22 protein-coding genes are annotated in these 24,537 nt (G+C 62.8%); 9 read left to right on the forward strand and 13 right to left on the reverse strand.

Annotated elements, in window-relative coordinates:
- Window positions 1-3: 3 nt before the first annotated feature.
- From ACFMPD_RS01220 to hslO, 5 genes are all read right to left on the reverse strand, one after another.
- Entirely contained in the window at window positions 4-1,836 is a 1,833-nt protein-coding gene (locus tag ACFMPD_RS01220; RefSeq protein WP_380990790.1) for an ABC transporter ATP-binding protein, read from the reverse strand.
- The gene (locus ACFMPD_RS01225; protein ID WP_380990793.1) at window positions 1,833-3,671 is read right to left on the reverse strand and encodes an ABC transporter ATP-binding protein; all 1,839 of its coding nucleotides are present in this window, start codon (window positions 3,669-3,671) and stop codon (window positions 1,833-1,835) included. Before ACFMPD_RS01225 ends, ACFMPD_RS01220 begins: the two co-directional genes overlap by 4 nt.
- Window positions 3,672-3,848: 177 nt before the next feature.
- On the reverse strand, window positions 3,849-5,003 hold the full coding sequence (locus ACFMPD_RS01230) for a CCA tRNA nucleotidyltransferase (RefSeq protein WP_380990796.1): 1,155 nt from the start codon (window positions 5,001-5,003) through the stop codon (window positions 3,849-3,851).
- Window positions 5,000-5,596: a CoA pyrophosphatase gene (locus ACFMPD_RS01235; RefSeq protein WP_380990799.1), complete on the reverse strand. Its 597-nt coding sequence runs from the start codon at window positions 5,594-5,596 to the stop codon at window positions 5,000-5,002. Before ACFMPD_RS01235 ends, ACFMPD_RS01230 begins: the two co-directional genes overlap by 4 nt.
- Complete coding sequence (gene hslO, locus ACFMPD_RS01240; RefSeq protein WP_380990802.1) at window positions 5,589-6,575, reverse strand: Hsp33 family molecular chaperone HslO; 987 nt, start codon at window positions 6,573-6,575, stop codon at window positions 5,589-5,591. Before hslO ends, ACFMPD_RS01235 begins: the two co-directional genes overlap by 8 nt.
- A 77-nt stretch (window positions 6,576-6,652) precedes the next feature.
- On the opposite strand from hslO, the gene ACFMPD_RS01245 reads away from it, so the two are divergent.
- Window positions 6,653-7,096: an NUDIX hydrolase gene (locus ACFMPD_RS01245; protein ID WP_380990805.1), complete on the forward strand. Its 444-nt coding sequence runs from the start codon at window positions 6,653-6,655 to the stop codon at window positions 7,094-7,096.
- On the opposite strand, the gene ACFMPD_RS01250 is transcribed toward ACFMPD_RS01245, so the two are convergent.
- A complete protein-coding gene (locus ACFMPD_RS01250; RefSeq protein ID WP_380990808.1) occupies window positions 7,093-8,373 on the reverse strand; it encodes a PP2C family protein-serine/threonine phosphatase in 1,281 nt (426 codons plus the stop codon). The two genes, ACFMPD_RS01245 and ACFMPD_RS01250, sit on opposite strands and share 4 nt — an antisense overlap.
- A 176-nt stretch (window positions 8,374-8,549) precedes the next feature.
- On the opposite strand from ACFMPD_RS01250, the gene ACFMPD_RS01255 reads away from it, so the two are divergent.
- Window positions 8,550-8,882 carry an Hpt domain-containing protein gene (locus ACFMPD_RS01255; protein ID WP_380990811.1) on the forward strand — a complete coding sequence of 111 codons (333 nt, stop codon included), beginning with the start codon at window positions 8,550-8,552 and terminating at the stop codon, window positions 8,880-8,882.
- Between the two features lie 10 nt (window positions 8,883-8,892).
- Here the strand turns inward: ACFMPD_RS01255 and ilvA are convergent, their stop codons facing one another.
- Window positions 8,893-10,131, reverse strand: coding sequence for a threonine ammonia-lyase IlvA (gene ilvA / locus ACFMPD_RS01260; protein ID WP_380990814.1), 1,239 nt, complete (start codon window positions 10,129-10,131; stop codon window positions 8,893-8,895).
- 100 nt (window positions 10,132-10,231) lie between these two features.
- On the opposite strand from ilvA, the gene ACFMPD_RS01265 reads away from it, so the two are divergent.
- Window positions 10,232-11,449 (forward strand): argininosuccinate synthase, encoded by a 1,218-nt coding sequence (locus tag ACFMPD_RS01265; protein ID WP_380990817.1) that lies wholly within the window; start codon window positions 10,232-10,234, stop codon window positions 11,447-11,449.
- Window positions 11,446-11,880, forward strand: coding sequence for a DUF1810 domain-containing protein (locus tag ACFMPD_RS01270; RefSeq protein ID WP_380990820.1), 435 nt, complete (start codon window positions 11,446-11,448; stop codon window positions 11,878-11,880). The genes ACFMPD_RS01265 and ACFMPD_RS01270 overlap by 4 nt, the downstream gene beginning before the upstream one ends.
- On the opposite strand, the gene ACFMPD_RS01275 is transcribed toward ACFMPD_RS01270, so the two are convergent.
- Window positions 11,877-12,590, reverse strand: coding sequence for a sulfotransferase-like domain-containing protein (locus ACFMPD_RS01275; protein WP_380990823.1), 714 nt, complete (start codon window positions 12,588-12,590; stop codon window positions 11,877-11,879). The two genes, ACFMPD_RS01270 and ACFMPD_RS01275, sit on opposite strands and share 4 nt — an antisense overlap.
- The gene (locus ACFMPD_RS01280; RefSeq protein WP_380990826.1) at window positions 12,590-13,498 is read right to left on the reverse strand and encodes an aminotransferase class IV; all 909 of its coding nucleotides are present in this window, start codon (window positions 13,496-13,498) and stop codon (window positions 12,590-12,592) included. Before ACFMPD_RS01280 ends, ACFMPD_RS01275 begins: the two co-directional genes overlap by 1 nt.
- Before the next feature lie 146 nt (window positions 13,499-13,644).
- On the opposite strand from ACFMPD_RS01280, the gene msrA reads away from it, so the two are divergent.
- Window positions 13,645-14,307, forward strand: a complete 663-nt coding sequence (msrA, locus tag ACFMPD_RS01285; RefSeq protein ID WP_380990829.1) for a peptide-methionine (S)-S-oxide reductase MsrA — start codon at window positions 13,645-13,647, stop codon at window positions 14,305-14,307.
- Between the two features lie 29 nt (window positions 14,308-14,336).
- On the opposite strand, the gene ACFMPD_RS01290 is transcribed toward msrA, so the two are convergent.
- Window positions 14,337-16,592 carry an NADP-dependent malic enzyme gene (locus ACFMPD_RS01290; RefSeq protein WP_380990832.1) on the reverse strand — a complete coding sequence of 752 codons (2,256 nt, stop codon included), beginning with the start codon at window positions 16,590-16,592 and terminating at the stop codon, window positions 14,337-14,339.
- 170 nt (window positions 16,593-16,762) lie between these two features.
- On the opposite strand from ACFMPD_RS01290, the gene mutS reads away from it, so the two are divergent.
- Window positions 16,763-19,375 carry a DNA mismatch repair protein MutS gene (mutS, locus tag ACFMPD_RS01295; RefSeq protein ID WP_380991086.1) on the forward strand — a complete coding sequence of 871 codons (2,613 nt, stop codon included), beginning with the start codon at window positions 16,763-16,765 and terminating at the stop codon, window positions 19,373-19,375.
- A 21-nt stretch (window positions 19,376-19,396) separates the two neighbouring features.
- On the opposite strand, the gene ACFMPD_RS01300 is transcribed toward mutS, so the two are convergent.
- Together ACFMPD_RS01300 and hrcA are read right to left on the reverse strand one after the other, a co-directional pair.
- The gene (locus ACFMPD_RS01300; protein ID WP_380990835.1) at window positions 19,397-19,963 is read right to left on the reverse strand and encodes a nucleotide exchange factor GrpE; all 567 of its coding nucleotides are present in this window, start codon (window positions 19,961-19,963) and stop codon (window positions 19,397-19,399) included.
- A 9-nt stretch (window positions 19,964-19,972) separates the two neighbouring features.
- Window positions 19,973-21,037 carry a heat-inducible transcriptional repressor HrcA gene (gene hrcA / locus ACFMPD_RS01305; protein ID WP_380990838.1) on the reverse strand — a complete coding sequence of 355 codons (1,065 nt, stop codon included), beginning with the start codon at window positions 21,035-21,037 and terminating at the stop codon, window positions 19,973-19,975.
- Between the two features lie 115 nt (window positions 21,038-21,152).
- On the opposite strand from hrcA, the gene rph reads away from it, so the two are divergent.
- The 3 genes from rph to hemW are packed head-to-tail and all read left to right on the forward strand — an operon-like array spanning window position 21,153 to window position 23,633.
- Window positions 21,153-21,863, forward strand: a complete 711-nt coding sequence (gene rph / locus ACFMPD_RS01310; RefSeq protein ID WP_380990841.1) for a ribonuclease PH — start codon at window positions 21,153-21,155, stop codon at window positions 21,861-21,863.
- On the forward strand, window positions 21,860-22,471 hold the full coding sequence (gene rdgB / locus ACFMPD_RS01315; RefSeq protein WP_380990843.1) for an RdgB/HAM1 family non-canonical purine NTP pyrophosphatase: 612 nt from the start codon (window positions 21,860-21,862) through the stop codon (window positions 22,469-22,471). The genes rph and rdgB overlap by 4 nt, the downstream gene beginning before the upstream one ends.
- 4 nt (window positions 22,472-22,475) lie before the next feature.
- On the forward strand, window positions 22,476-23,633 hold the full coding sequence (gene hemW, locus ACFMPD_RS01320; RefSeq protein WP_380991088.1) for a radical SAM family heme chaperone HemW: 1,158 nt from the start codon (window positions 22,476-22,478) through the stop codon (window positions 23,631-23,633).
- Here hemW and ACFMPD_RS01325 read toward each other — a convergent pair.
- The gene (locus ACFMPD_RS01325) at window positions 23,630-24,517 is read right to left on the reverse strand and encodes a ParB/RepB/Spo0J family partition protein (protein ID WP_380990845.1); all 888 of its coding nucleotides are present in this window, start codon (window positions 24,515-24,517) and stop codon (window positions 23,630-23,632) included. The genes hemW and ACFMPD_RS01325 overlap by 4 nt on opposite strands.
- Between the last annotated feature and the right edge of the window lie 20 nt (window positions 24,518-24,537).

Below are 24,537 nucleotides of genomic sequence, written 5' to 3' on the forward strand. Positions count from 1 at the left end.
CCCCTATTCCGCTGCCTCTGTGTGAATGAACCCACCGGATTGCCGGTTCCAGAACCGGGCATACAGCCCGCCCCGCGCCAACAGGGTGGCATGATCGCCGGTTTCCACGATGCGGCCCTCGTCCATGACGATGATCCGGTCCATTTCCGACAGGGTGGACAGGCGATGGGCGATGGCCAGCACCGTCTTGCCCTCCATCACCCGATGCAATGCGGCCTGAATCGCTGCCTCGACCTCACTGTCCAGCGCACTGGTGGCCTCGTCCAGCACCAGAATCGGCGCATCCTTGAGAATGGCGCGGGCCAACGCGATCCGCTGGCGCTGGCCGCCCGACAGCTTGACGCCCCGCTCGCCCAGATGCGCGTCATATCCCTGGCGCCCGGAAAAGTCCTGCAGATCGCGAATGAAATCATGCGCTTCGGCCCGCTGCGCCGCCGCGATCACCGCGTCCGGGCCGGCATCGGGGCGGCCATACAGAATGTTGTCGCGGGCCGAGCGGTTGAACATCGCGGTTTCCTGCGTGACCATGCCGATCTGCCGGCGCAGGCTGTTCTGCGTGACCTGCCTGATATCCTGACCATCGATCAGAATGCGGCCCTCTTCGGCCTCATAAAGCCGCAACAGCAGCGACACCAAGGTCGACTTTCCCGCCCCCGAGGCCCCGACGATCCCCAGCTTTTCGCCCGGTCTGATCGTCAGAGACAGGCCCTGCACGCCGCCCACATCGCGGCCATAGGCGAACCCGACCCCCTCAAAGACGATCTCGCCGCGCGCGACCTGCAAATCCCGGGCTTCGGGCGCATCCTCGATGCGATTGCGCACCGCCAGCGTGTTCATGCCATTCTCGATCTCGCCGACATGGGCAAAGATGCCCATCAGCGTGAAACTGACCCAGCCGGTCATCTGCGATATGCGGATCGAGATCGCGCCGGCGGCAACGATATCGCCGGTCGTCGCCAACCCGGCATGCCACAGCAACAGCGTCGCCCCGATCAGCAAAACCGGCAGAATGCCGGCCAGCGTCATCAGCAGAAACCGAAAGGCGGCGGACAGTCCGCCGAACTCCAGTGCCCGATCGCGCAGCGCCATCATCGCCTGACGCGCCGCGTTATCCTCGTGCCGGGCGTGGGCGAACAGCTTGACCGTCTTGATATTGGTGATCGTGTCCACGACCTGGCCGGTGACCATCGCCCGCGCGCCGGCGCGCGCTGCCGACCGGGCGCGGATGCGCGGCAGAAACCAGCGGATCAGGGCCAGATACAGGACCAGCCAGACCGCAAAGGGCAGGATGGCCATCGGGTGAATCGACCCCAGCAGAACCAGCGACCCGACCAGCGAGGCCAGGGCAAAGACGATGGCGCTGATCACTTCGGACACGACCGAAGTCAGCGCATTGGCGGTCTGCATCTGTTTCTGCGCGATACGCCCGGCAAAATCGTCGTCAAAAAAGGTTACCGACTGGCCCAGGGTCCAGCGGTTCAGCCGCGCCAGCACCAGCGGCGTGACATTGGGCATCACGACATAGTTGTTGGACAGGGACGACAGGCCGAACAGCACCGGGCGCAGCAGCAGAAAAAACCCCGCCGCCAGCGCCATGCGCTGCAGGTTCGGCCCGGAAAACAGATTTTCGGCGCCGCTGGTCGCGGCGATGTCGATCACCAGCCCCAGAATCCAGGCCGATCCTGCCTCCATCGCGCCGGCCAGTCCCGAGAACAGGGCGGCCAGAAACAACATCGGCCAGGCCCCTGTCAGGCACCAGCGGATGAACCCGGCCAGCCGCCTTGGGGGCGGCGTTTCGACGGGACGAAACGCATCAATCAGGTTGCCTATCTTCATTCCGCCGCCTCGACATTCAGGAACCCGCCGGATTGCCGGGCCCAGAACTGCGCATATAGCCCATCCTGCGCCAAAAGCCCGGAATGACTGCCCTGCTCGACGATGCGGCCCTGATCCATGACAAGAATGCGATCCATCCGGGCGATCGTAGACAAGCGGTGCGCAATGGCAATCACCGTCTTGCCCTGCATCATGCCATACAGCGTATCCTGAATCGCCGCCTCGACCTCGCTGTCCAGCGCGCTTGTGGCCTCGTCCAGCACCAGGATCGGCGCGTTTTTCAGGATCACGCGGGCCAGCGCCACGCGCTGGCGCTGACCGCCCGACAGTTTCACGCCGCGTTCACCGACATGCGCGTCATAGCCCCGCCGTCCCTCGGGATCGACAAGGTCCTGGATGAACTCATGCGCCTGTGCCTGCTGCGCGGCGGCGATGATCTGTGCCTCGGTCGCCTCGGTGCGGCCATAGCGGATATTGTCGCGCACTGCGCGATGCAGCAGCGAATTGTCCTGCTGGACCACGCCCACATGACGGCGCAGACTGTCCTGCCGCAGACCGGAAATGTCCTGCCCGTCGATGAAAATGTGACCCGATTCCGCATCGTAGAACCGCAGCAACAGCTTTGTAAGTGTCGATTTGCCGGCCCCCGAGCGACCGACCAGCCCGACCTTTTCGCCGGGTTGGATGGTCAGGCTGACCCGGTCCAGACCGCCGGCGCCGCGGCCATAGTGATGCGACAAGTCGCGAATCTCGATCCGGCCTTCGCTCAGCTGCAACGGCCGCGCAGCCGCGTCATCCACCAGGCCGATGGGCTGAGCAATGGTCTGCATACCTTCGGCGACGATGCCCAGTTCGCGGAAAAACGTGGTCAACGCCCACATGATCCAGCCGGTCATGGCGTTCAGTCGCAGGGTCAGCGCCGCCGCTGCCGCCACCAGACCGACACTGGCCTGACCCAGATACCACAGGTAGATCGCCCAGCCGACGATGCCGACGATCAACAGGCCGTTCAGCCAGACCAGAACGATGTCCATCAGGGTAAAGATCCGCATCTCGGCCTGAAAGGTCCGGCGGCTGGTCTCGATGGCCTGGCGGGCATAGTCCAGTTCCTGATCGTGATGCGCGAACATCTTTACCGAATGAATGTTGGTATAGCTGTCCACCACCCGGCCCGTGACCATCGACCGCGCCTCGGACGCCGCCTGAGAGGCCGGACCGATACGGCGCACCGTCCACCGGACCAGCGCGGCATAGAGGACCAGCCAGACCAGCAGCGGAATCAGCAGCCGCACATCCGCCGCCATCAGCAGAACCGCCGCCCCCACCAGATAGGCCACCGCATAGGACAGCGCGTCAAAGACCTGAAACACCACTTCGCCCGCCGCGGGCGGCGTCTGCATGATGCGGTTGGCGATGCGCCCGGCAAAATCATTCTCAAACCAGGCAACCGACTGGCGCAGGACGTGCCGATGCGCCCGCCACCGGATCAAAGCCGTGAAATTGGGCAGGATGGCATTGTTCAGAACCGACACGTCCAGCAGATGCAACACCGGACGGACAAGCAGGATAAACAACGCCACAACCGCCAGTTCGACGCCGTGATCGGCAAGAACCTGCACCGGCTCGCCGGCCAACAAATCGACCATCCGGCCCATGTAATAAATCAGCGCGATTTCGACCGTGGCAACCAGAACCGACAGGATCCCGGCCCAGACAAAGACCCGGCGAAAAGGTCGTGCATAGTCGGCCAGGAACGGCCACAGCCGCGTTGGCGGAATGTCCTGTTGCGGATAGTCGCAATAGGGATCCACGAGGTTTTCAAAGATGCGAAACATGGCGGGTGCTCCTGATGAGCCGGAATTCGAAATGCAATTGGGGTGGTGCCTGCCGATCGTACGGACCGGGGCAAGGCCGTCAGCCTCGGCTGAACTGAATCCCGCAAATCATTTCGTATCCTCCGTCTGCCACGCCTCGGATCTAGCCGATTGCGACAAATTTGTCATCACCAAAGCTTAGCGTGCCAGCAGCGCCGCCCGGTCCAGGGTGAAATCCGATGCGATCCACAACGCTTGCAGCCGGGCCAGTTCCGCACCCAGGGCAGGCCCCTGGAACTCTGGCATCAGATCCTGGGCGGAGACCGGAAACCGGGCCTGGGCGCCCTTTTCCAGCAGGTGCGCCGCCCGCGCGGGCCAGGGCTGTTCGGCCAGCGCACAACGCAACAGCAGCGCGTCTTGTGCCTGATCGGGTGGCAGGCGAAAGCCCAGTTCGGCAATGCCCGCCGTGCCGGTGGCCGCTGTGCGCACAGCTGTCAGCCAGGCGTTTTTGGATCGGCTGAGACGCAGCGCCGCCATCACATCCGTGCCGCCCAGTGCGGCCAGCCGGCGCAGCGCCTCGGGATCGGCACCGGCCTGGGATTCCAGATGCACCAACAGCCCCAAAGCCCGGTCATCGGCACCCGGCAACACCTGTCCCAGCACCCCGGTCGACCGCATGGCAGCACAGGCCGGTGCCGGGTCGGGCGCAGCCAGCAGTTTCAACAGTTCGGACCCGATCCGTTCCCTTGACAGGCGTTGCAGCCCAGACAGATTGCCGGCAATGGCCGCCAGAGCGCCGGGATCGAACCCGGCGCCGGGGTCGCCATACCAGGCATGAAACCGAAAATAGCGCAGCGATCTCAGATAGTCCTCGCGAATCCGGTCGCGGGCATCGCCGATGAACCGCACCCGGCGCGCGCGCAGATCGGGCAGCCCGTTCAGCGGATCGACCAGCGTGCCGTCCGGGCGCGCGTAGAGCGCATTCATGGTGAAATCGCGCCGCGCCGCATCCTGGGCGACATCGCGCGAAAAGGTCACGGTAGCGCGCCGCCCGTCGGTGGACAGGTCGCGACGAAACGTCGTCACCTCATGTGCCACCCCGTCCAGCACCAAGGTCACTGTGCCATGGTCCAGTCCGGTGGGAACCACCTTAATGCCTGCCGCGCTTGCCAGATCGCTGACCGTCTGCGGTGGGGCGTCAGTGGCAAGGTCGATATCGCTGATCGGCGCACCCAGCAGCGCGTTGCGCACGCAGCCGCCGACAAAAAACACCTGCGCACCGTCCCGCGCCAGTGCCGCGCAAACCGATTGCGTGGCCGGGTTTGTGATCCAGTCGCCGGTGATCCGGATCATTCCGACATGCGCGCCGCCAGTCCGCGCAGGATACGTGCGGTTGCGCCCCAGACATAGTAGGGACCAAAGGGGACGGTGTAATAATACCGCCGCATCCGCTGCCAGCGCCGTGATTCAACCATGTAATTCGCGGGATCCAGCAGATGTTCCAGCGGCACCGAGAACACCTCTTCGACCTCGCCGGCCTCGGGAGTAATATCAAATTCGCTGCACAACAGCGCCAACACCGGTGTCACCCGGAATCCGGTCACGGTTTCATGTTCCGGCAGGGTGCCCAGAACCTGAGGCAGCGCACGCGGCAGGCCGATCTCTTCCTGCGCTTCGCGCAACGCGGCATCGGTAACATCCCGGTCGCCGTCGTCCTGCTTGCCGCCGGGAAAGGCGATCTGCCCCGGATGATGCTTGAGCGCCGAGGACCGTTTGGTCAAAATCACCCGCGGCGCGCCCTGCGTCAGAGACACCGGTATCAGGACCCCGGCGGGCCGCAACCGGCGCTCTGCCGGCAGCGCCAGATCCGGGTTGAGATCGAAATCCGAGGACCGGTCTCCGGGCCGCGCCAGCGCCGCCGTCAGCCTGTCGATCAGCTCAGTCACTCTTGGACTCGTCGGCGTCAAATCCCACGGTGGCCGGGTCCAGTTCATAATGCGCGCTGCAAAACTGGCAATCCGCGGTCACGCGGCCATCCGCGGTGGTCATCTTTTCGATGTCGCCGGCGGAATAGATGGACAGGCTCTGACGCACCCGGTCTTCGGAACAGGTACAACCGAACCGGATCGCCTGCGCGTCGAATACGCGCGGCTGTTCCTCGTGAAACAACCGGACCAGCAGGTCGGTCGGCGGCACGGTCGGGCCGATCAGTTCCAGATCGTCGACGGTATCCAGCAGGATATTCACCCGGTTCCAGTTTTCGCCCTCTTCGCCATCGACCAGGTCGGCGGCGGTCAGAATTTCGCCGGTGCCGGGTTCGCCGGCGGCAAAGCCGGTTGCCTTGGGCATGTGCTGCAGCATGATACCGCCGCCGCGCCAATGCGGCTCGACCCCCGGTTCCGCAGACTTGCCGAAACTCAGCGAAAACCGGGTCGGCAATTGTTCGGACTGGGCGAAATAGGCCTCGGCGCAGGCGGTCAGCGAATCCGCATTGAGGGGTGTGATGCCCTGATAAGGCGCCGTGCCCCTGCCCTGATCGATCAGGATCGCGAAATAGCCCTCGCCGACCTGCTCGAAAGGTGCCTGATCGGTCAGCCGATCGGCGTCAAAGCTGGCATAGGCACGAATCCGTGCCGATTTTCCCGGCTCTTCCGGGGCATAATAGTCGGTCGCGATCATCCGGACCGCGCCCTTGGATTGAACCTGCAGCGACAATTTCCAGCGCAGTTTGATCGTCTGACCGATCAGCGCGGTCAGCAGCGCCATTTCGGCCACCAGCGCCTCGACCTGCTGCGGATAATCGTGCTGTTTCAGTATTCCGCCCAGCACCCCGTCCAGGCGGGCCACCCGGCCGCGCATGTCCGAAGCGTCCAGTTGAAATGGCAGAACCGAGTCGTCCCACGCTAGTTTTGATCCAAAGTCCATGGGGTTTCCTTACACGCCGCGGGTTGGCATACCGCGGCTATATAGGTCTCACAACAGATGATGTAAGGGCAAATCCGATGATCAGACGCTTTGGCCCGGGTCCGCAGCGCGGCTGCCGCTACCAGCGTCGGCCCGGTGCCTATGCGCTTTTGCCGCGCGACGGAAGTCTGTTGTTGACCTGGCAACAGCGGCCCGGTCCCGATCTTCAGCTGCCCGGGGGCGGTATCGATCCCGGCGAGTCGCCGGTCCGGGCGTTGCACCGCGAAGTTTATGAGGAAACCGGCTGGCGCATCGCTGCACCGCGCCGGGTCGGTGCCTTTCGCCGTTTCGTGTACATGCCGGAATACGACATCTGGGCCGAAAAGGTCTGTCTCATCTATGTGGCACGCCCGATCCGTCGATTGGGTCCGCCCATCGAATCGGGTCATCGCGCCACGTGGATGTCGCCGACCCGAGCCGCACGGGAACTGGGCAATGCCGGCGACCGGCATTTCGCGGCCTGGTTCGCCGCCGGCGTCTAGCACCCGTTATATTCGAACAGGGTGGCGGACACGTCATCCTCCATGCCGAATTCCGGCGACATGATCTGGGTCAGAGACCAGAACAGATCGTCCAGAAATTCACGCCCCGGCTGTCCGGCGCGGTTTTGACGGATCAGCTTCACCAGCCCTTCTTCTTCGAGCATGTCGCCATCGGTCAGCCGTGCCTCGGTGAAACCGTCGGAATACATCAACAGCCGTTCGCCGGGCTGCATCTGTACCTCGAACTGGGAATAGGGCACCCCCGCCAGCAACCCGATGGGCACACCGCCCTCGCCTACAAATTCCATCTGGCCACCGGCCCGCAGCAGCACCGGGTGGGGATGACCGGCCTGGACCATCTTGAGCGATCCGGTCTTCAGATCGGCCACCGCATAGCTCATCGTAAAATATTCCTCGATACCGGTATCAGCGAGAAAACGTTCGTTAAGCATGGTGGCAACATCGGCCGGATCGCGCAGCGCATAAGTGCCATTCAAAAGTTTTTCCATCCCGAGGTTCTGATCGAAATAGAAACTGCTGAGATAGCCACCCAGTCGCGCCGTCATCATCGCCGAGGTGATACCATGGCCGGACACGTCAATGGAATAGAACGCCACCTTGTCCTTGACCGCAGAAAACATGCCGACCAGATCGCCACCGATGTGACCGCAGGGTTTCAAGAGCAGGCTGACCTGCGAGGCGCCAAAGCTGCGCGACAGTTCGGGCACCAGGGATTCCTGGATTTTCTTGGCCTGGATCAGATCCTTGTCGATCGTGTCATACGCCGCCCGCAACTGATCCAGCGTTTCGGAAACTATCCGGTTCTTGGCCGACAGCTCGCGCTGCATTTCCAGGATTCGGTCGCCGGCCGAGATACGCGCCCGCAATTCGTCGGCATTCACCGGCTTGATCAGGAAATCGTCGGCGCCGGCATCCAGCCCCTGCGCCACCTCGTTCTTCTCGCTTTTCGACGTCAGCAGGATGAAATAGCCGTATCCCTCGGTCGGCAATTCGCGAAAGGCACGGCAGAATTCCAGCCCGTTCATCCCGGGCATCATCCAGTCGCTGAGAACCAGATCGGGACAAGAATCTCGGCAAATCTCCATCGCCGCTTCGCCGCTATCCGCCTCGATGACTTCAAGGCCCCACTTTTTCAGAGACGCCACGAGGATACGACGCTGCAGGCGGCTGTCATCTGCCACCAGGACGCGACGGATCGACCCAAGATCCGACCGCGCTCCAGAATCTACCTGTCTGTCCGACGCATGACTGGGCATAAAAAACGCTCTGTAACTTTTCAACCGGTCCTTTATCCGAACCAGCCCTTAATGCCCGGTGAAGATTCAAAATGTTCCCAAGCGTCGGAATCTCTTAAGATGGCGTTAACGTTGACTGTATTAATGTCGGATCAAAGATGTGGTTGGTGAAACTGTACAGGTAATGCGAGAGTCTCATGATCGATTGGTCCCGGGTAAACCAGCTGCGCGACGAGGTCGGCGCCGATGAATTCGATGAGGTGGTCGAACTGTTCCTGGAAGAGGTCGAAGACGTGATCGCGACACTCGCGCAGGGTCCCGACCTGTTGCAGTTGGAACAGAACCTGCACTTCCTCAAGGGCAGCGCGCTCAGCCTGGGGTTCAGCGTCTTTTCCAACCTGTGCCAGACCGGCGAGCGCCTATCCAGCGAAGGCCATGCCGAAGCGGTGGACGTGGCCGAAATCATCCAGGCCTTTCATGCCTCGAAAACGGTTTTCATGACCGAACTGCCACAGCGGCTGGCCGCCTGACCGAACCGTCTCAGATCAGGAACTGGGACAGCGTCTCGTCATTGGTGATATCTCGATAGATGAACCCGGCCTCATCCAGATGCGCAAAAAGGCGCACGAAATTGTCGGCGTCCCTGGTTTCGATCCCCAACAGCACCGAGCCGAAATTGCGCGCGGATTTCTTGAGGTATTCGAACCGGGCGATATCGTCATCGGGACCCAGAACCTCGAGGAACTCGCGTAAGGCGCCCGGACGTTGCGGCAGCCGCAGGATCAGGTATTTCTTGACCCCCAGATAGCGCTGGGCGCGTTCCTTGACCTCGGGCAGGCGTTCGAAATCGAAATTGCCACCAGAGGTAACGCAGACGACGGTTTTGCCGCGGATCTGCGATGCCATCTCGGACAGGGCTTCGACCGACAGCGCACCGGCAGGTTCCAGCACAATACCCTCGACGTTCAGCATCTCGATCATCGTGGTGCAAATCCGGTCCTCGCTCAGGACGATCACGTCCGACAGCGCCGTATCCCTGAGCAAATCATAGGTCTTTTCCCCGATCCGGCCCACCGCAGCGCCATCCACGAAAGTATCCACATGCGGCAACGTCACCGGATGACCCGCCGCCAGCGCCGCCCGCAGACAGGCGCCTCCGGCCGGCTCGACGAACAGACCGCGGGTTCGGTCGCCGAAATAGCTGGCCACGCCGGAGGACATACCGCCGCCGCCAACCGGCAAAACCACCATATCCGGGGCCCGGCCCAGCTGATCTTCGATCTCGACCGCGACCGAGGCCTGTCCCTCGATCACGTCCAGATCGTCAAAGGGCGACAGGAAATACCCGCCCCGTTGCGCGCACCAATCCTGAGCCGCCGCCAGAGTGTCGTCGAAATAGTCACCAACCAGATGGATTTCGATCCGCTCGCCACCGAACATCCGGGTCTTTTGGATTTTCTGCTGCGGCGTTGTCACCGGCATAAAAATCACGCCCCGGACCGACAGGTGCTGACACATAAAGGCCACGCCCTGCGCGTGATTGCCGGCGCTGGCGCACACGAACAGCTCTTGCCCGGCCTGTTTGCGCATCGCGTTGCAGGCGCCGCGCAGCTTGTAGGACCGCACCGGGCTGAGATCCTCGCGTTTCAGCCAGATGTCGGCGCCAAAGCGATCCGACAGCAGCGCATTGCGCTGCAACGGCGTATGCGGAAACACCTGCCGCATGGCGCTTTCCGCCGCCCGCGCGCTATCACGAAACCTGTCGTTGCCTGTGCTCATACCCCTGTCTGACCCAGCATTCCCGGCGGCGCAAGCGCAGCTTGCCCCTTGTCGCAAAACCCGATAACCCGCAGCCGACCCAAGGTGAAAGGAATTGCCCATGTCTGCGCCCAAGAAAGTCGTGCTGGCCTATTCAGGCGGTCTGGACACGTCGATCATCCTGAAATGGCTGCAAACCGAATACGGCTGCGAGGTCGTGACCTATACCGCCGATCTGGGTCAGGGCGAGGAACTGGAACCGGCGCGCAAAAAGGCCGAGATGCTGGGCGTCAGGGACATTTATATCGAGGATGTCCGCGAGGAATTCGTGCGCGATTTCGTGTTTCCGATGTTTCGTGCCAATGCGGTCTACGAGGGCCTGTATCTGCTGGGCACCTCGATCGCCCGGCCGCTGATCTCCAAACGTCTGGTCGAGATTGCCGAAGAGACCGGGGCCGACGCCATCGCGCACGGCGCCACGGGCAAAGGCAACGACCAGGTGCGGTTCGAACTGGCCGCCTATGCGCTGAACCCCGATATCAAGGTGATCGCGCCATGGCGCGAATGGGATTTGACCAGCCGCACCAAGCTGATCGATTTCGCCGAAAAGAACCAGATTCCGATTGCCAAGGACAAGCGGGGCGAAGCACCGTTCTCGGTGGATGCGAACCTGTTGCATACCTCGTCCGAAGGCAAGGTGCTCGAGGATCCCGCCGAGAATGCGCCCGACTACGTCTATCAGCGCACGACCAATCCCGAGGACGCGCCGGATTCGCCCGAATTCGTCGAGATCGGCTTTGAAAAGGGCGACGCAGTCAGCATCGACGGCACCGCGATGAGCCCCGCCGCGATCCTGACGAAACTGAACGAACTGGGCGGCAAACACGGCATCGGGCGTCTGGACCTGGTCGAGGGCCGCTTTGTCGGGATGAAATCACGCGGCATCTACGAGACCCCGGGCGGCACCGTCCTGCTGGAAGCCCATCGCGGCATCGAGCAGATCACGCTGGACCGCGGCGCGGCGCATCTCAAGGACCAGCTGATGCCGCAATATGCCGAGTTGATCTATAACGGATTCTGGTACAGCCCCGAACGCGAGATGTTGCAGGCGCTGATCGACAAGAGCCAGGAACACGTCACTGGCACGGTCCGCGTCAAGCTGTACAAGGGTCTGGCGCGCACGGTCGGACGCTGGTCCGACCGCTCGCTGTATTCCGAGGAACACGTGACCTTCGAGGACGACGCCGGCGCCTATGATCAAAAGGATGCGGCCGGGTTCATCAAGCTGAACGCCTTGCGCCTGCGCCTGCTTGCCCTGCGGGACCGTCGCCTGAAATGACCGACGACATGGGCGGCGAGACCGACGCCGAGCTGTTCATAGAGGCACAGGATTCTGTCTGGGATGCGGTCGTGTCGGAATTGACCGCAGGCCGCAAGACCAGCCACTGGATGTGGTTCGTGTTTCCGCAACTGGCGCATCTGGGGCATTCGCACATGTCCCAGCTCTATGGCATACACGATCTGGCCGAAGCTCAGGCCTATCTGGCCCATCCCGTTCTGCGCGACCGGCTGATCCAGGTCTGTTCTCTGCTGCTGAAACACCAGTCGCGGTCCGCCGAAGAGATCCTGGGCCATATCGACGCGATGAAGCTGCGATCTTCGATGACCCTGTTCGCCACAGTGCCCGGCGCACCGCCGGTCTTTGATCAGGTGCTCGGCGCGTTTTTCCAAGGCGAACGCTGCACGGCAACGCTGAGCGAGCTGACCTAAAGCGCCACCGCCCTGAGGCGGCGGTAATGCCGCATCGCCTGATCCAGAACCGGTTGCAGATGTTCGGGCACGTGCGGCAAGGGGCCTTCGGCCCCGGCAAAGCCGGTGCTGTTCCAGACCGATCCGTACCAATGGGGCGCCCAGGCGCCGTCTTCGGGGTGACCGCCGCGCGGCCAGGACAGCATCCGGGGCGTGAATGGCAGGCCGATCGCGTTGCACAGGCGTTTCAGCATCGTCTGCGGATCGCGGCGGATATCGGTGCTGTCGATCACCACCGGACTGCCCTGCCAGCTGTTTACCGTGTCAAACAGTTCGGCCTGCTGGGCAAAGCCGATATCCTCCAGCGTCGGATCCTCGCGCTTGGCTGCATAGCTGGCGATCACCCGCGCCGGATGGCGGATCAGGAACACGTTGACCATGTCGCGCATCCAGCGCCGATCGACTCCGGGCACCATGTGATGCGTCATGTGTTTTTGGTAAAAATGCGCGGCCCCCTGCGGGATCGGCCCGGTGATCTGCGCCACCACCTGATCCGGGTCGGTCGGTTGCGCCGCCAGAATAGCCTGTTTCATCGGGTGATCCAGCCCGGTCGCCGCCAGATAGGCCGCATAGAACGGTTCATCCACCACCGCGCAATCGCCCCGCGCGCCAAAGGCATACATCATCGCCGTCGACAGGTTGCGCGGCCCCGACCACATCGCGATCCGCATCAGGCGCATTCCCTTTCGATCAGGTGTTTGTAGAGGTCTCGAATGCGCTCGGTCACCGGCCCGATGCCGCCCGCGCCAATCCGGCGCCCGTCAATTTCGCTCACAGGGGTCTGGGCGCCAAAGGTGCCGGTCAGAAACGCTTCGTCGGCATCATAGGTATCGACCAGACTGAAATTGCGTTCGAAAACCGGGATGCCTTCGGCACGGCACAGGTCGATCACCTTTTGCCGGGTGATGCCGTTCATGCAATAGTCACCGGTGCTGGTCCAGACCTGCCCCTTGCGCACGATAAAGAAATTGCAGGCATTGGTGGTGTTCACAAATCCGTGCACATCCAGCATCAGCGCCTCGTCGGCCCCGGCCTTTTCCGCGGCGATGCAGGCCAGGATGCAGTTCAGTTTCGAATGGCTGTTCAACTTGGGATCCTGGGTCATCGGCAGGCCGCGCATATGCGGCACCGTTGCCAGCCGGACCGGACGCGGCAGGCTGGGGCGCGAATGTTCCATGATGATCGCCACCGTCGGCCCCGAGCGGCTGAGGGCCGGATGCTGGAACGGCCGGGCCTTGACCCCGCGGGTCACCATCAGCCGGGCATGGGCATCGGTCTGCATGTCATTGGCCGCCTGAGTCGCCAAAATCGCGTCGGTCACGCCCTGGCGATCCAGGCCGATATCCAGATCAATCGCACGCGCCGCCTGAAACAGGCGATCCAGGTGTTCGTCCAGAAACGCCCAGGTGCCGTCATACAACCGGATCCCCTCCCAAACCCCGTCTCCCAGCATGAACCCGCTGTCATAGACACTGATTACCGCCTGATCACGCGGCACGATCCGCCCGTTCAGATAGATCCGAATCGAGTCGTTGCGCGCGTCCTCGTGGCTTTGATGCGTCGTTATCTGGTCGGTCATGGCGATCTCCTGCTGCGTGAACGCTAGGATGGTGGCGGTGTCAGGCCAAGCGGTAAAATACCCTCACCTCGGCGTGACATACGGTGTCAGCGCCTTGTCCGTCCGCGCCCGCCGCGCCACCATCTTTCAAAAAGAGGGGTTCCGCTATGACCGTGATGGACAAAATCAAACCCTGGACACTGATCCTGTTAATCGTGCTGGCGCTGTGTCTGCGGCACACACCGGCCGATGCCGGCGAAACCAGGACGCTGACCGTCGCCGGCGGCTGTTTCTGGTGTGTCGAAGCCGATTTCGAAAAGGTCAAAGGGGTGACCGGGGCGGTGTCCGGCTATAGCGGGGGCAGCTTGGCGAACCCGACCTACAAGCAGGTGACGCGCGGCGGTACCGGCCATTACGAGGCGGTTCAGATCACCTTTGACCCTGCCGTCATCGATCGCGCCACGCTGCTGCACCTGTTTCTGCGCTCGGTCGATCCGACCGATGCGGGCGGTCAGTTCTGCGATCGCGGCGACAGTTACCGCACCGCGATATTTGTCTCCGGTCCGGACCAGCAAGCGCTGGCACAACAGGCTATCGCACGGGCGCAGGCCGAACTGGGGCAAAAGATCGTGACCCCGATCCTTCCCAGTGCCCCCTTTTATCGGGCCGAAGACTATCACCAGGATTTTTACAAAGGTAGGTCATACATGCTGACCCGGTATGGGCCGCGCAGTCAGAAAAAGGCCTATAAGCTGTACCGCGACTCCTGCGGACGCGATGCCCGCGTCCGGCAGCTATGGGGCGATGCCGCTGCCTTTGCCGGCAGCTGAAGGCACCGCCGGCCTTAGAACGGCCACCGTCAGCCGATCTTGCACGAAGCCAGCACCGCCATGTTCAGAATGTCGTTCGCGGTCGAAACCGACGAACAAATCTGAATCGGCTTGTCCAGCCCCGACAGGATCGGCCCGATCACGGTGGCACCACCCATTTCCTGCATCAGCTTGACCGAGATGCTGGCCGAGTGGCGCGCCGGGACCACCAGAATGTTCGCAGGCCCCGTCAGGCGCGAGAACGGATAGGCCGATTGCGCCGCGGTGTTCAGCGCCACATCCACGGTCATCTCGCCCTCGAATTCGAAATCGACGCCACGCTGTTCCAGTACATTGGGCGCGCGATGCATCTTTTCCGCCCGCTCGGACACCGGATAGCCAAAGGTCGAAAAGCTGACAAAAGCCACGCGCGGTTCCAGACCCATATGGCGGGCGACATCGGCGGCGCGTTCGGCGATGGTGGCCAGATCCTCGGCATCCGGCCATTCCTGCACCAGGGTGTCGGAAATCAGCACGATCCGGCCCTTGTGCAGCAACGCCGTCACACCCGCCACACCATGCGCGGCATCGGCATCAAAGACGTGGCTGATCCGGTCCAAAATGTGCGCCGATTTGCGGGTGGCGCCGGTCACCAGCCCGTCGCCATGGCCATGCGCCAGCATCAGGGCGGAAAACACATGCCGGTCCCGCGCCGCCAGCCGGTGGATGTCCTGCGCGTCGAACCCCTTGCGCTGCAGGCGGTCATAGAGAAATTCCTTGTAGGTCTCCAGATTGCGGGTGTTGGCGGCATTGACCACTTCGAGCTCGCGCACCGCATCGCCCAGTCCCGCGGCTTCGAGCTTGGCCTTGACGTCGTCCTGCCGGCCGACGACCAGCGCCTTGCCCAGCCCGGACCGCTGATAGGTCACGGCGGCACGCAGAACACGCGGATCGTCGCCTTCGGCAAAGATCATCCGTGCCTGAGCAGACCGGGCCCGAGCATTGAGACCGCGCAGGATGCTGGCGGTCGGGTCCATGCGCGCCTTGAGCGTCACCTCGTAGGCATCCATGTCGATGATCGGCCGCCGCGCCGCGCCCGTGTCCATGCCGGCCCGCGCCACGGCAGGTGGTATCCGGTGGATCAGCCGCGGGTCAAACGGTGTCGGAATGATGTAGTCCCGCCCGAAACTGAGGTTCTGACCATAGGCCAGCGCCACCTCGTCTGGCACATCCTCGCGGGCCAGGGCGGCCAATGCCTCTGCGCAGGCAATCTTCATTTCGTCGTTGATCGCCCTTGCATGGATATCCAAGGCCCCGCGAAACAGATAGGGAAACCCCAGCACGTTGTTGACCTGGTTCGGATAATCGCTGCGCCCGGTGGCAACGATGGCATCCATGCGCACCTCGTGCGCCTCTTCGGGCGTGATCTCGGGATCCGGGTTGGCCATGGCAAAAATCACCGGGTTGTCGGCCATGCTGGCCACCATGTCCTGGGTCACCGCGCCCTTGACGCTGACCCCCAGGAAAACGTCGGCCCCCTTCATCGCGTCCTCAAGCGTGCGGGCATCGGTCTGGATGGCATGAGCCGATTTCCACTGGTTCATGCCTTCGGTGCGGCCCTGCCAGACCACCCCCTTGGTATCGCAGACCGTGCAATTGTCGTGCTGCGCGCCCATCGACTTTAGCAGTTCGATACAGGCGATGCCGGCCGCCCCGGCACCGTTCACCACGATCTTTACATCCTCGATCTTCTTGTTCGAGATGTGCAAGGCGTTGATCAGACCCGCTGCGCAGATCACTGCCGTGCCGTGCTGGTCGTCATGAAAGACCGGAATATCCATTTCCTCTTTCAGACGCTGTTCGATGATGAAACAGTCCGGCGCCTTGATGTCTTCGAGATTGATGCCGCCAAAGGTCGGCCCCATCATCCTGACCGCGCGGCAGAATTCGTCGGGATCCTCGGTGTCCAGCTCGATGTCGATGCTGTTGACGTCGGCAAAGCGCTTGAACAGCACCGACTTGCCCTCCATCACCGGCTTGCTGCCCAGCGCTCCCAGATTGCCCAGCCCCAGAACCGCGGTGCCGTTGCTGATCACCGCCACCAGATTGCCCTTGTTGGTATAGTCATAGGCGGTTTCCGGGTTGCGGGCGATCTCTTCGCAGGGCACCGCGACACCGGGGGAATAGGCCAGCGACAGGTCGCGCTGGGTGTTCATCGGTACGGTCGCCTGTATCTCGAATTTTCCAGGCGTCGGGTCCAGATGAAAGGCAAGCGCCTCTTCGGCTGTATATTTGATCTTGGCCATGAGCGGCGCGTCTCCTCACTGCGGTTGCGGGGTGATACAGCGTGCGGCCGCCGGCCTCAATACGCCGGTCTCAATACGGATGCGTTTTCGCCTTTCGTCAAGGACGGCGCGTTTGTAAGGTCCCGGACGATCCGAATTCCGGGGGACGATCCGTGACCAAAGTCACGCCGATGATGGCGCAATATCTCGAAATCAAGGCCGAGCATCAGGATGCCCTGCTGTTCTATCGCATGGGCGATTTCTACGAGATGTTCTTTGAAGATGCCGCCGCCGCCGCGCAGGCGCTGGACATCGCCCTGACCAAGCGGGGCAAACATGACGGCGCCGACATTCCCATGTGCGGCGTGCCTGTGCATGCCGCCGAGGGATATTTTCTGACCCTGATCCGCAAGGGGTTCCGGGTGGCAGTCTGCGAACAGATGGAAAGCCCGGCCGAAGCCAAGAAACGCGGCTCTAAATCCGTGGTTCGGCGCGAAGTCGTGCGTCTGGTGACCCCCGGCACCCTGACCGAGGACGCGCTGCTAGAGGCGCGCCGGCACAATTTTCTGGCGGCCCATGCCGAGGTGCGCGATCAGGCGGCGCTGGCCTGGGCCGATATCTCGACCGGGGCGTTTCACGTGATGCCATTGGCGGCGGTGCGGTTGGGGCCTGAACTGGCACGGCTGGCGCCCTCCGAACTGATCGTCTGCGAGAGCCACGGCAAGACACTGGACGATCTGACCGAAGAGCTGGGCATTGCGCTGACACCGCTGGCACGAGCGCAATTCGACAGTACCGCAGCGGAAAAACGCATCTGCGATCTGTTCGGTGTCGGCACGCTCGAAGCGTTCGGGGCGTTCTCCCGGGCCGAGATTTCCGCCATGGGGGCCCTGATCGACTATCTGGAAATCACCCAGAAGGGGAAACTGCCGCTGCTGCAGAACCCGATCCGCGAGACCCAGGAGCGTGTGGTGCAGATCGACGCGGCGACCCGGCGCAGTTTGGAACTGACCCGGGCGCTGTCCGGGTCGCGTGCCGGATCGCTGTTGTCGGTGATCGATCGCACGGTGACACCCGGCGGCGCCCGCCTTTTGGAACAGCGCCTGTCCAGCCCCTCGCGCGATCTGGCCGTGATCCGGGCGCGGCTGGATGCGATCGACTTTGCGCTGCAACAGGACCGGCTGGCCGGCGATCTGCGCGCGGCGCTGCGCAAGACACCCGATCTGGACCGCGCCCTGTCACGCCTGTCGCTGGACCGGGGCGGTCCGCGCGATCTGGCAGCTTTGCGCAACGGGCTGGAACAAGCCGAACGGATCGCAAACCTGTGCCAGGCCGTGGACCTGCCGGCGCTGCTGGCCGGGGCCGCCGCCGATCTGCAGGGATTTGACACGCTGGCGGACCTGCTGGGGTCCGCCCTGGTGGCCGATCCGCCCCTGCTGGCGCGCGATGGCGGCTTTGTCGCCCCGGGATATGACGGCGAACTGGACGAAGCGCGCACCTTGCGCGATCAGGGCCGGTCGGTGATCGCCGGGTTGCAACAACGCTATGCCGAACATACCGGCATCGGGTCACTGAAGATCAAGCACAACAATGTGCTGGGCTATTTCATCGAGACCACCGCAACCCATGCGGACAGGATGATGTCGGCCCCCCTGTCCGAAACCTATATCCACCGCCAGACCACTGCCAACCAGGTGCGGTTTACCACCGTCGAACTGAGCGAGATGGAAACCCGAATCCTGAACGCAGGCAACCGCGCGCTGGACATCGAAAAGCGCCTGTTTCAGGCACTCAGGGCGCAGGTTCTGGAACAGGCCGCGCGCATAAACACCGCCGCTCGCGCTCTGGCCGAGATCGATCTGGCGACCGCGCTGGCTGATCTTTCGCGGGGCGAGGACTGGTGCCGACCCAATGTGGATGACAGCCGCGCCTTTGCCATTTCCGATGGCCGGCACCCGGTGGTCGAACAGGCGTTGCAGCAACAGGGCGGCGACAGTTTCGTCGCCAATGACTGCACGCTCAGCGCTGATGCCGGGGCCGCGATCTGGCTGTTGACCGGACCCAACATGGCCGGCAAATCGACCTTTCTGCGGCAGAATGCGCTGATCGCCCTGCTTGCTCAGATGGGCAGCCATGTGCCCGCCCGGTCAGCCCATATCGGGCTGGTCAGCCAGTTGTTCAGCCGGGTGGGCGCCAGTGACGATCTGGCCCGGGGCCGGTCCACCTTTATGGTCGAGATGGTGGAAACCGCAGCGATCCTGAATCAGGCGGATGACCGCGCGCTGGTCATCCTTGACGAGATCGGCCGCGGCACGGCCACCTATGACGGGCTGTCGATTGCCTGGGCAACGCTGGAACATCTGCATGCCAGCAATCGCGCCCGGGCACTGTTCGCCACCCATTACCACGAGCTGACCGCACTGGCCGGCAAGCTGGATGGCGTGGAAAACGCCACCGTTGCCGTCAAGGAATGGCAGGGCGAGGTGATCTTTCTGCACGAGGTGCGCAAGGGTGCGGCGGATCGGTCCTATGGGGTTCAGGTCGCACAACTTGCGGGTCTGCCGAAATCGGTGCTGGACCGCGCCCGCGTGGTTCTGAAAGCATTGGAAGAAGGCGAGCGCGAAGGCGGGACGCGGCAAAAGGCGCTGATCGACGATCTGCCGCTGTTCGCGGTTGCACCGCCACCCGCCCCGGCCCCGGCCTCGCCCGCGCTGGATTTGCTGGCCGATATCCATCCGGACGATCTGACACCCAAGGCGGCGCTGGAACTGGTCTATAAGCTGAAGGAAGCGGCCAGGGTCTGAGCGGCCCTGACCCGGTACCGCCTAGGAAGATGCCGGAGTCGAGGACACGCCGACCTGGGCCGGGCGCAACAGGCGGTCGTGCAGCATGAAGCCCTCGGCCGACACCTGAATGATGTCCCCGGCCCTTGTGCCAGGCAGGGGCGCTTCGAACATCGCCTCGTGAAATTGCGGATCAAAACGGTCGCCGATCTCGGGGGCGATCACCTCAATGCCGTGCTTGCCAAAGACGTTGACCACTTCGCGCATGGTCAGCTCTATGCCTTCGATCAGGGCCGCCGACGCCTGTTTCTGCTCGTCGGTGATGGTTTCCAGCGCGCGTTTCAGGTTGTCATAGACCGGCAGCATGTCGCGGGCCAGCTTGCTGCCGCCATATTGCTCGGCCTCGCGCCGCGCCCGGTCCGACCGTTTGCGGGCGTTTTCGGCATCGGCCAGAGCCCGCATATAGCGATCCTTGTACTCGTCGCGCTCCGCGCGCAGCGAATCCAGTTCGATCGCCTCGGGCTCTAGCTCGGCCTGTTCGGCGGCCAGGTCCTCGGCTTCCATTGCCGCCAGGTCGTCGAGAAAATCGTTGTTCTTGGGGTCTGCCATCTTTCACCTCTAACTGCGGTCGGATAACAGCCGTCCCACCAGCTGCGCCGTATAGTCCACGATCGGCACGATCCGTCCGTAATTCAGGCGGGTCGGTCCGATTACACCCACCGCGCCAATGATCTTTCGATCAGCGTTCATATAAGGAGACACCACCAAAGAGGAACCCGAAAGTGAGAAAAGTTTGTTCTCTGAACCGATAAAAATTCGCACGCCGTCGCCCTCTTCGGTCAGCTGCAGGAATTCGGCGATGTCGCGCTTGCGTTCCAGATCGTCAAACAGCGTCCGAATCCGCTCCAGTTCTTCTGCGTTCTCCTCGGATCCCAGCAGATTCGCGCGACCCCGTACGATCAGGCGGTCACGCTCGGCGCCGTCGCCATCCCAGATCGCCAGGCCGCTTTCGACCAGTTCGCGGGCCAGATCGTCGATTTCCCGCCGCCGTTCGCGCACCTCTTTCTCGATGACGCGCTTGACCTCGTTCAGGGTCCTGCCCTCGATCAGCGCATTCAGGAAATTGGCCGCTTCGCGCATCGAACTGGGGGTTTGACCCGGCGGTGGCGTGAACAGCCGGTTCTCAACATGCCCGTCAGAAAACACGATCACCACCAGCGCCCGATCCTGGGCCAGCGAAACGAACTCGATATGGCGGATCTCGGCCTCGTGTTTTGGCGTCAATACCAGCGAGGCGCCATGGGTCACCCCCGACAGCGCCGCTCCCAGCCGATCGAGCATGCCGCCGACATCCGGGGTGTTCCGCTTGAGCGTGTCGTCCAGTTTCTGCCGGTCGGTCGCGTCCAGGTCTCCGACCTCGAGCAATCCATCGACAAACATCCGCAAACCCATTTGGGTCGGGATGCGCCCGGCACTGACATGCGGGCTGTCCAGCAGACCCAGATATTCCAGATCCTGCATCACGTTGCGGACGGTCGCGGCGCTGACCTTTTCGCTCAGCGTGCGGGTCAGGGTCCGGCTGCCCACCGGATCACCGGTGTCCAGGTAGGATTCGACGACCAGCCGAAACACTTCGCGTGACCGGTCGTTCAATTCCTCAAGCATTTTGGTCGCGTCATTCATGCGCTGCATCCTTGGCCGGAAAGCCGCAAAAGTCCACAGGCCGCATGGGTCGATCGGGGTTGCATCAAGGGGGGCCACAACGGTATTGCGGCCCCGACATACAAAGGAAATCTGAATGCGACCTTCAGGACGAGACTTAAGCGAAATGCGCGCCGTTTCAATCGAGACGGGGTTCACGAAACACGCCGAAGGCTCGTGCCTGATCAAGATCGGTGAAACCCACGTGCTGTGCACCGCCACCATCGAGGATCGGGTGCCGCCCTTTATCAAAGGCACCGGTCTGGGCTGGGTCACCGCCGAATACGGCATGCTGCCCCGCGCCACCAACACCCGCATGCGCCGCGAGGCAGCAGCCGGAAAACAGGGCGGCCGCACCGTCGAGATTCAGCGTCTGATCGGGCGGTCGCTGCGGGCCGGCGTTGATCGGGTGGCGCTGGGCGAACGCCAGATCACCGTCGATTGCGACGTGCTGCAGGCCGATGGCGGCACCCGCTGCGCCTCGATCACCGGTGGCTGGGTCGCGCTGCGCCTGGCGGTGAACCGGCTGATCAAGGCCGGTGACGTGATCAGCGATCCGCTGGTCGATCCGGTGGCCGCTGTGTCCTGCGGCATCTATGCCGGCCAGCCGGTGCTGGATCTGGACTATCCCGAGGACAGCGAGGCCGGGGTCGATGGCAATTTCATCATGACCGGGTCGGGCAAGCTGATCGAGGTGCAGATGTCCGCCGAGGGCTCGGTGTTCTCGCGCGATCAGATGAATCAGCTGATGGATTTGGCCGAAAAGGGCGTTGGCGAACTGGTCGCGGCGCAGACAGCGGCGGCATGACCCGCAAGTTCATCGGTGACCGGCTGCTGATTGCCACCCACAATACCGGCAAGCTGGAAGAGATGGCGCACCTGCTGAAACCCTACGGGGTCTCGGTCGTCGGTGCCGCCGAGATGAACCTGCCGGAACCCGAAGAGACCGAAACCACTTTTGTCGGCAATGCTCGGATCAAGGCCCATGCCGCGGCCCGGGCCACCGGCCTGCCTGCCCTTTCCGATGATTCCGGACTGGAGATTGATGCGCTGGACGGCGCGCCCGGTGTCTACACCGCAGATTGGGCCGAAACCGAGAACGGACGGGATTTCGCGATGGCCATGACGCGTGCCCATCGCGAAATCGAGGCAACCGGCACGCCGCAGCCCTGGACCGCGCGATTCTGCTGTACACTGGTTCTGGCCTGGCCCGATGGTCATGACGAAGTGTTTCCCGGTGTGATGCCGGGCCGGGTTGTCTGGCCGATGCGCGGCGACCAGGGGCATGGCTATGACCCGATCTTTGTTCCCGACGGCCATCAGGTCACCTTTGCCGAAATGGAGCGCTGGGAAAAGAACCGCATCAGTCACCGCGCCCGCGCTGTGGCCCAGTTCGTCGCCGGCTGTTTTGACTGAAGACCTGACCGCAGACTGGCGGCACGGCGGCTTTGGCCTCTACGTGCACTGGCCGTTCTGCCAGGCGAAATGCCCCTATTGCGATTTTAACAGCCACGTGTCGCGCCAGATCGATCATGCCGTCTGGCTGACGGCCTATCTGTCCGAACTGGACCGTGTTGCTGCAGAAACACCGGGCCGGGTTCTCAAGTCGATCTTTTTCGGCGGCGGCACGCCCAGCCTGATGCACCCGGACACCGTGGCAGAGATCATCGCGGCGGCTTGTCGGCACTGGACCCCGGCAAACGACATCGAAATCACGCTCGAGGCCAACCCCGGTTCAGTCGAAGCCGGTCGCTTTCGGGGCTTTCGCGACGGCGGCGTCAACAGAGTGTCCCTGGGCATCCAGGCGCTGAACGACACCGACCTGCGCCGGCTGGGCCGAATTCATACCGTCGCCGAGGCACGCGCGGCTTTTGATGTCGCTCGAACCTGTTTCGAACGGGTCAGTTTCGATCTGATTTATGCGCGCCAGGATCAGACTCTGGCGCAATGGCGGGATGAATTGACGACTGCCCTGACTCTGGCAGCGGATCATCTGTCCTTGTACCAGCTGACCATCGAAACCGGCACGGCCTTTGGCGACCGCTTTTCGGCCGGCAAACTGCGCGGTCTGCCCGGCGAAGACCTGTCCGCGGACATGTACGAGCTGACCCAGGAACTGTGCGGTGCCCAGGGTTTGCCGCGCTACGAGGTTTCCAACCATGCCGCGCCGGGCGCGCAATCGCGGCACAACCTGATCTATTGGCAAGGCGGAGACTATGCCGGGATCGGTCCCGGCGCGCATGGTCGTCTCAGCCGGAATGGCCAGCGCTTTGCCACCGAATGCCCGCGCCTGCCGCAAGATTGGCTGACGGCTGCCGCCGAGGGATGCGCCGAATCTCTGCGCACCAGGCTGAGCGGACTGGAACAGGCCGAAGAATACCTGATGATGGGGTTACGGCTGACCAGTGGCGTAGATGTGGTACGCTATGAAAACCTGGCCCAACGCCCTCTGGACCCCAATGCGCGGCGTACATTGGCCGAACTGGGAATGATCCGTAACGAAGAAGGAAAGATAATTGTTACCGATCAAGGGGTTATGGTTTTGAATGCGGTGATTTCGAAGTTTCTGGCCGACTAGGCGTTGCTGAGCAGCTGGCACAGCGTGTCCAGCTCTTCGAGTGAACCATAGCTGATGGTCATCTGACCGCCCTCCTGCCCCGGCTTGTGAGTCAACAGCACTTTCATGCCCAGATTGGCCGACAGATCGCCCTCAAGCGCCTTTGTATCAGCATCCTTTTCCACCGGACGGCTGCGGGGCCGGGTTGCATCCGAGACTGCTGCCAACTGCTTTTTCACCAAGGCCTCGGTCGCGCGCACCGACAACCCGCCCTTTAGAATCGCCTGCGCCAACTCGGTCGGGTTCGCCGCGGTGATCAATGCCCGCGCATGGCCCGCCGACAGCTTGCCCTCCTGAACCAGTGTCTGCACATCCCGCGGCAAATTCAACAGGCGCATCAGATTGGCGATGTGACTGCGGCTCTTGCCCAGGGCTTCGGCCAACTTCTCCTGGGTATGGCCGAAATTCTCCATCAGCTGCCGATAGCCCGCAGCCTCTTCGATGGCGTTCAGATCCGCGCGCTGGATATTCTCGATAATCGCGACCTCGAGAACCTCGACATCGTCAAAGTCGCGAACCAATACCGGAATTTCGTGCAATTGCGCCTGCTGTGCGGCCCGCCAGCGGCGCTCCCCGGCGACAATCTCGAAATTGCCATTTGGGCGCGCACGCACGATCAGCGGCTGCAGAATGCCTTTCTCCCTGATCGAAGCCGTCAGGTCATTCAGGTCTTCTTCGACAAAGGTGCGGCGCGGCTGATTGGGGTTTGCCTGCAGCTTCTCGATAGGAACCAGAATATCAGGGCTACGCCCCCCATCTGGTTTGGCCTCGGGTTCCGAATTGACATCCGCCATCAACGCCGACAGTCCGCGTCCCAATCCCCGGGGTTTCGCCCTCTTGTCCATTCGCACTGCTCCTCACGCCG

The sequence above is a fragment of the Sedimentitalea sediminis genome, assembly GCF_042687825.1.
In the GTDB taxonomy this organism is placed as follows: domain Bacteria; phylum Pseudomonadota; class Alphaproteobacteria; order Rhodobacterales; family Rhodobacteraceae; genus Sedimentitalea.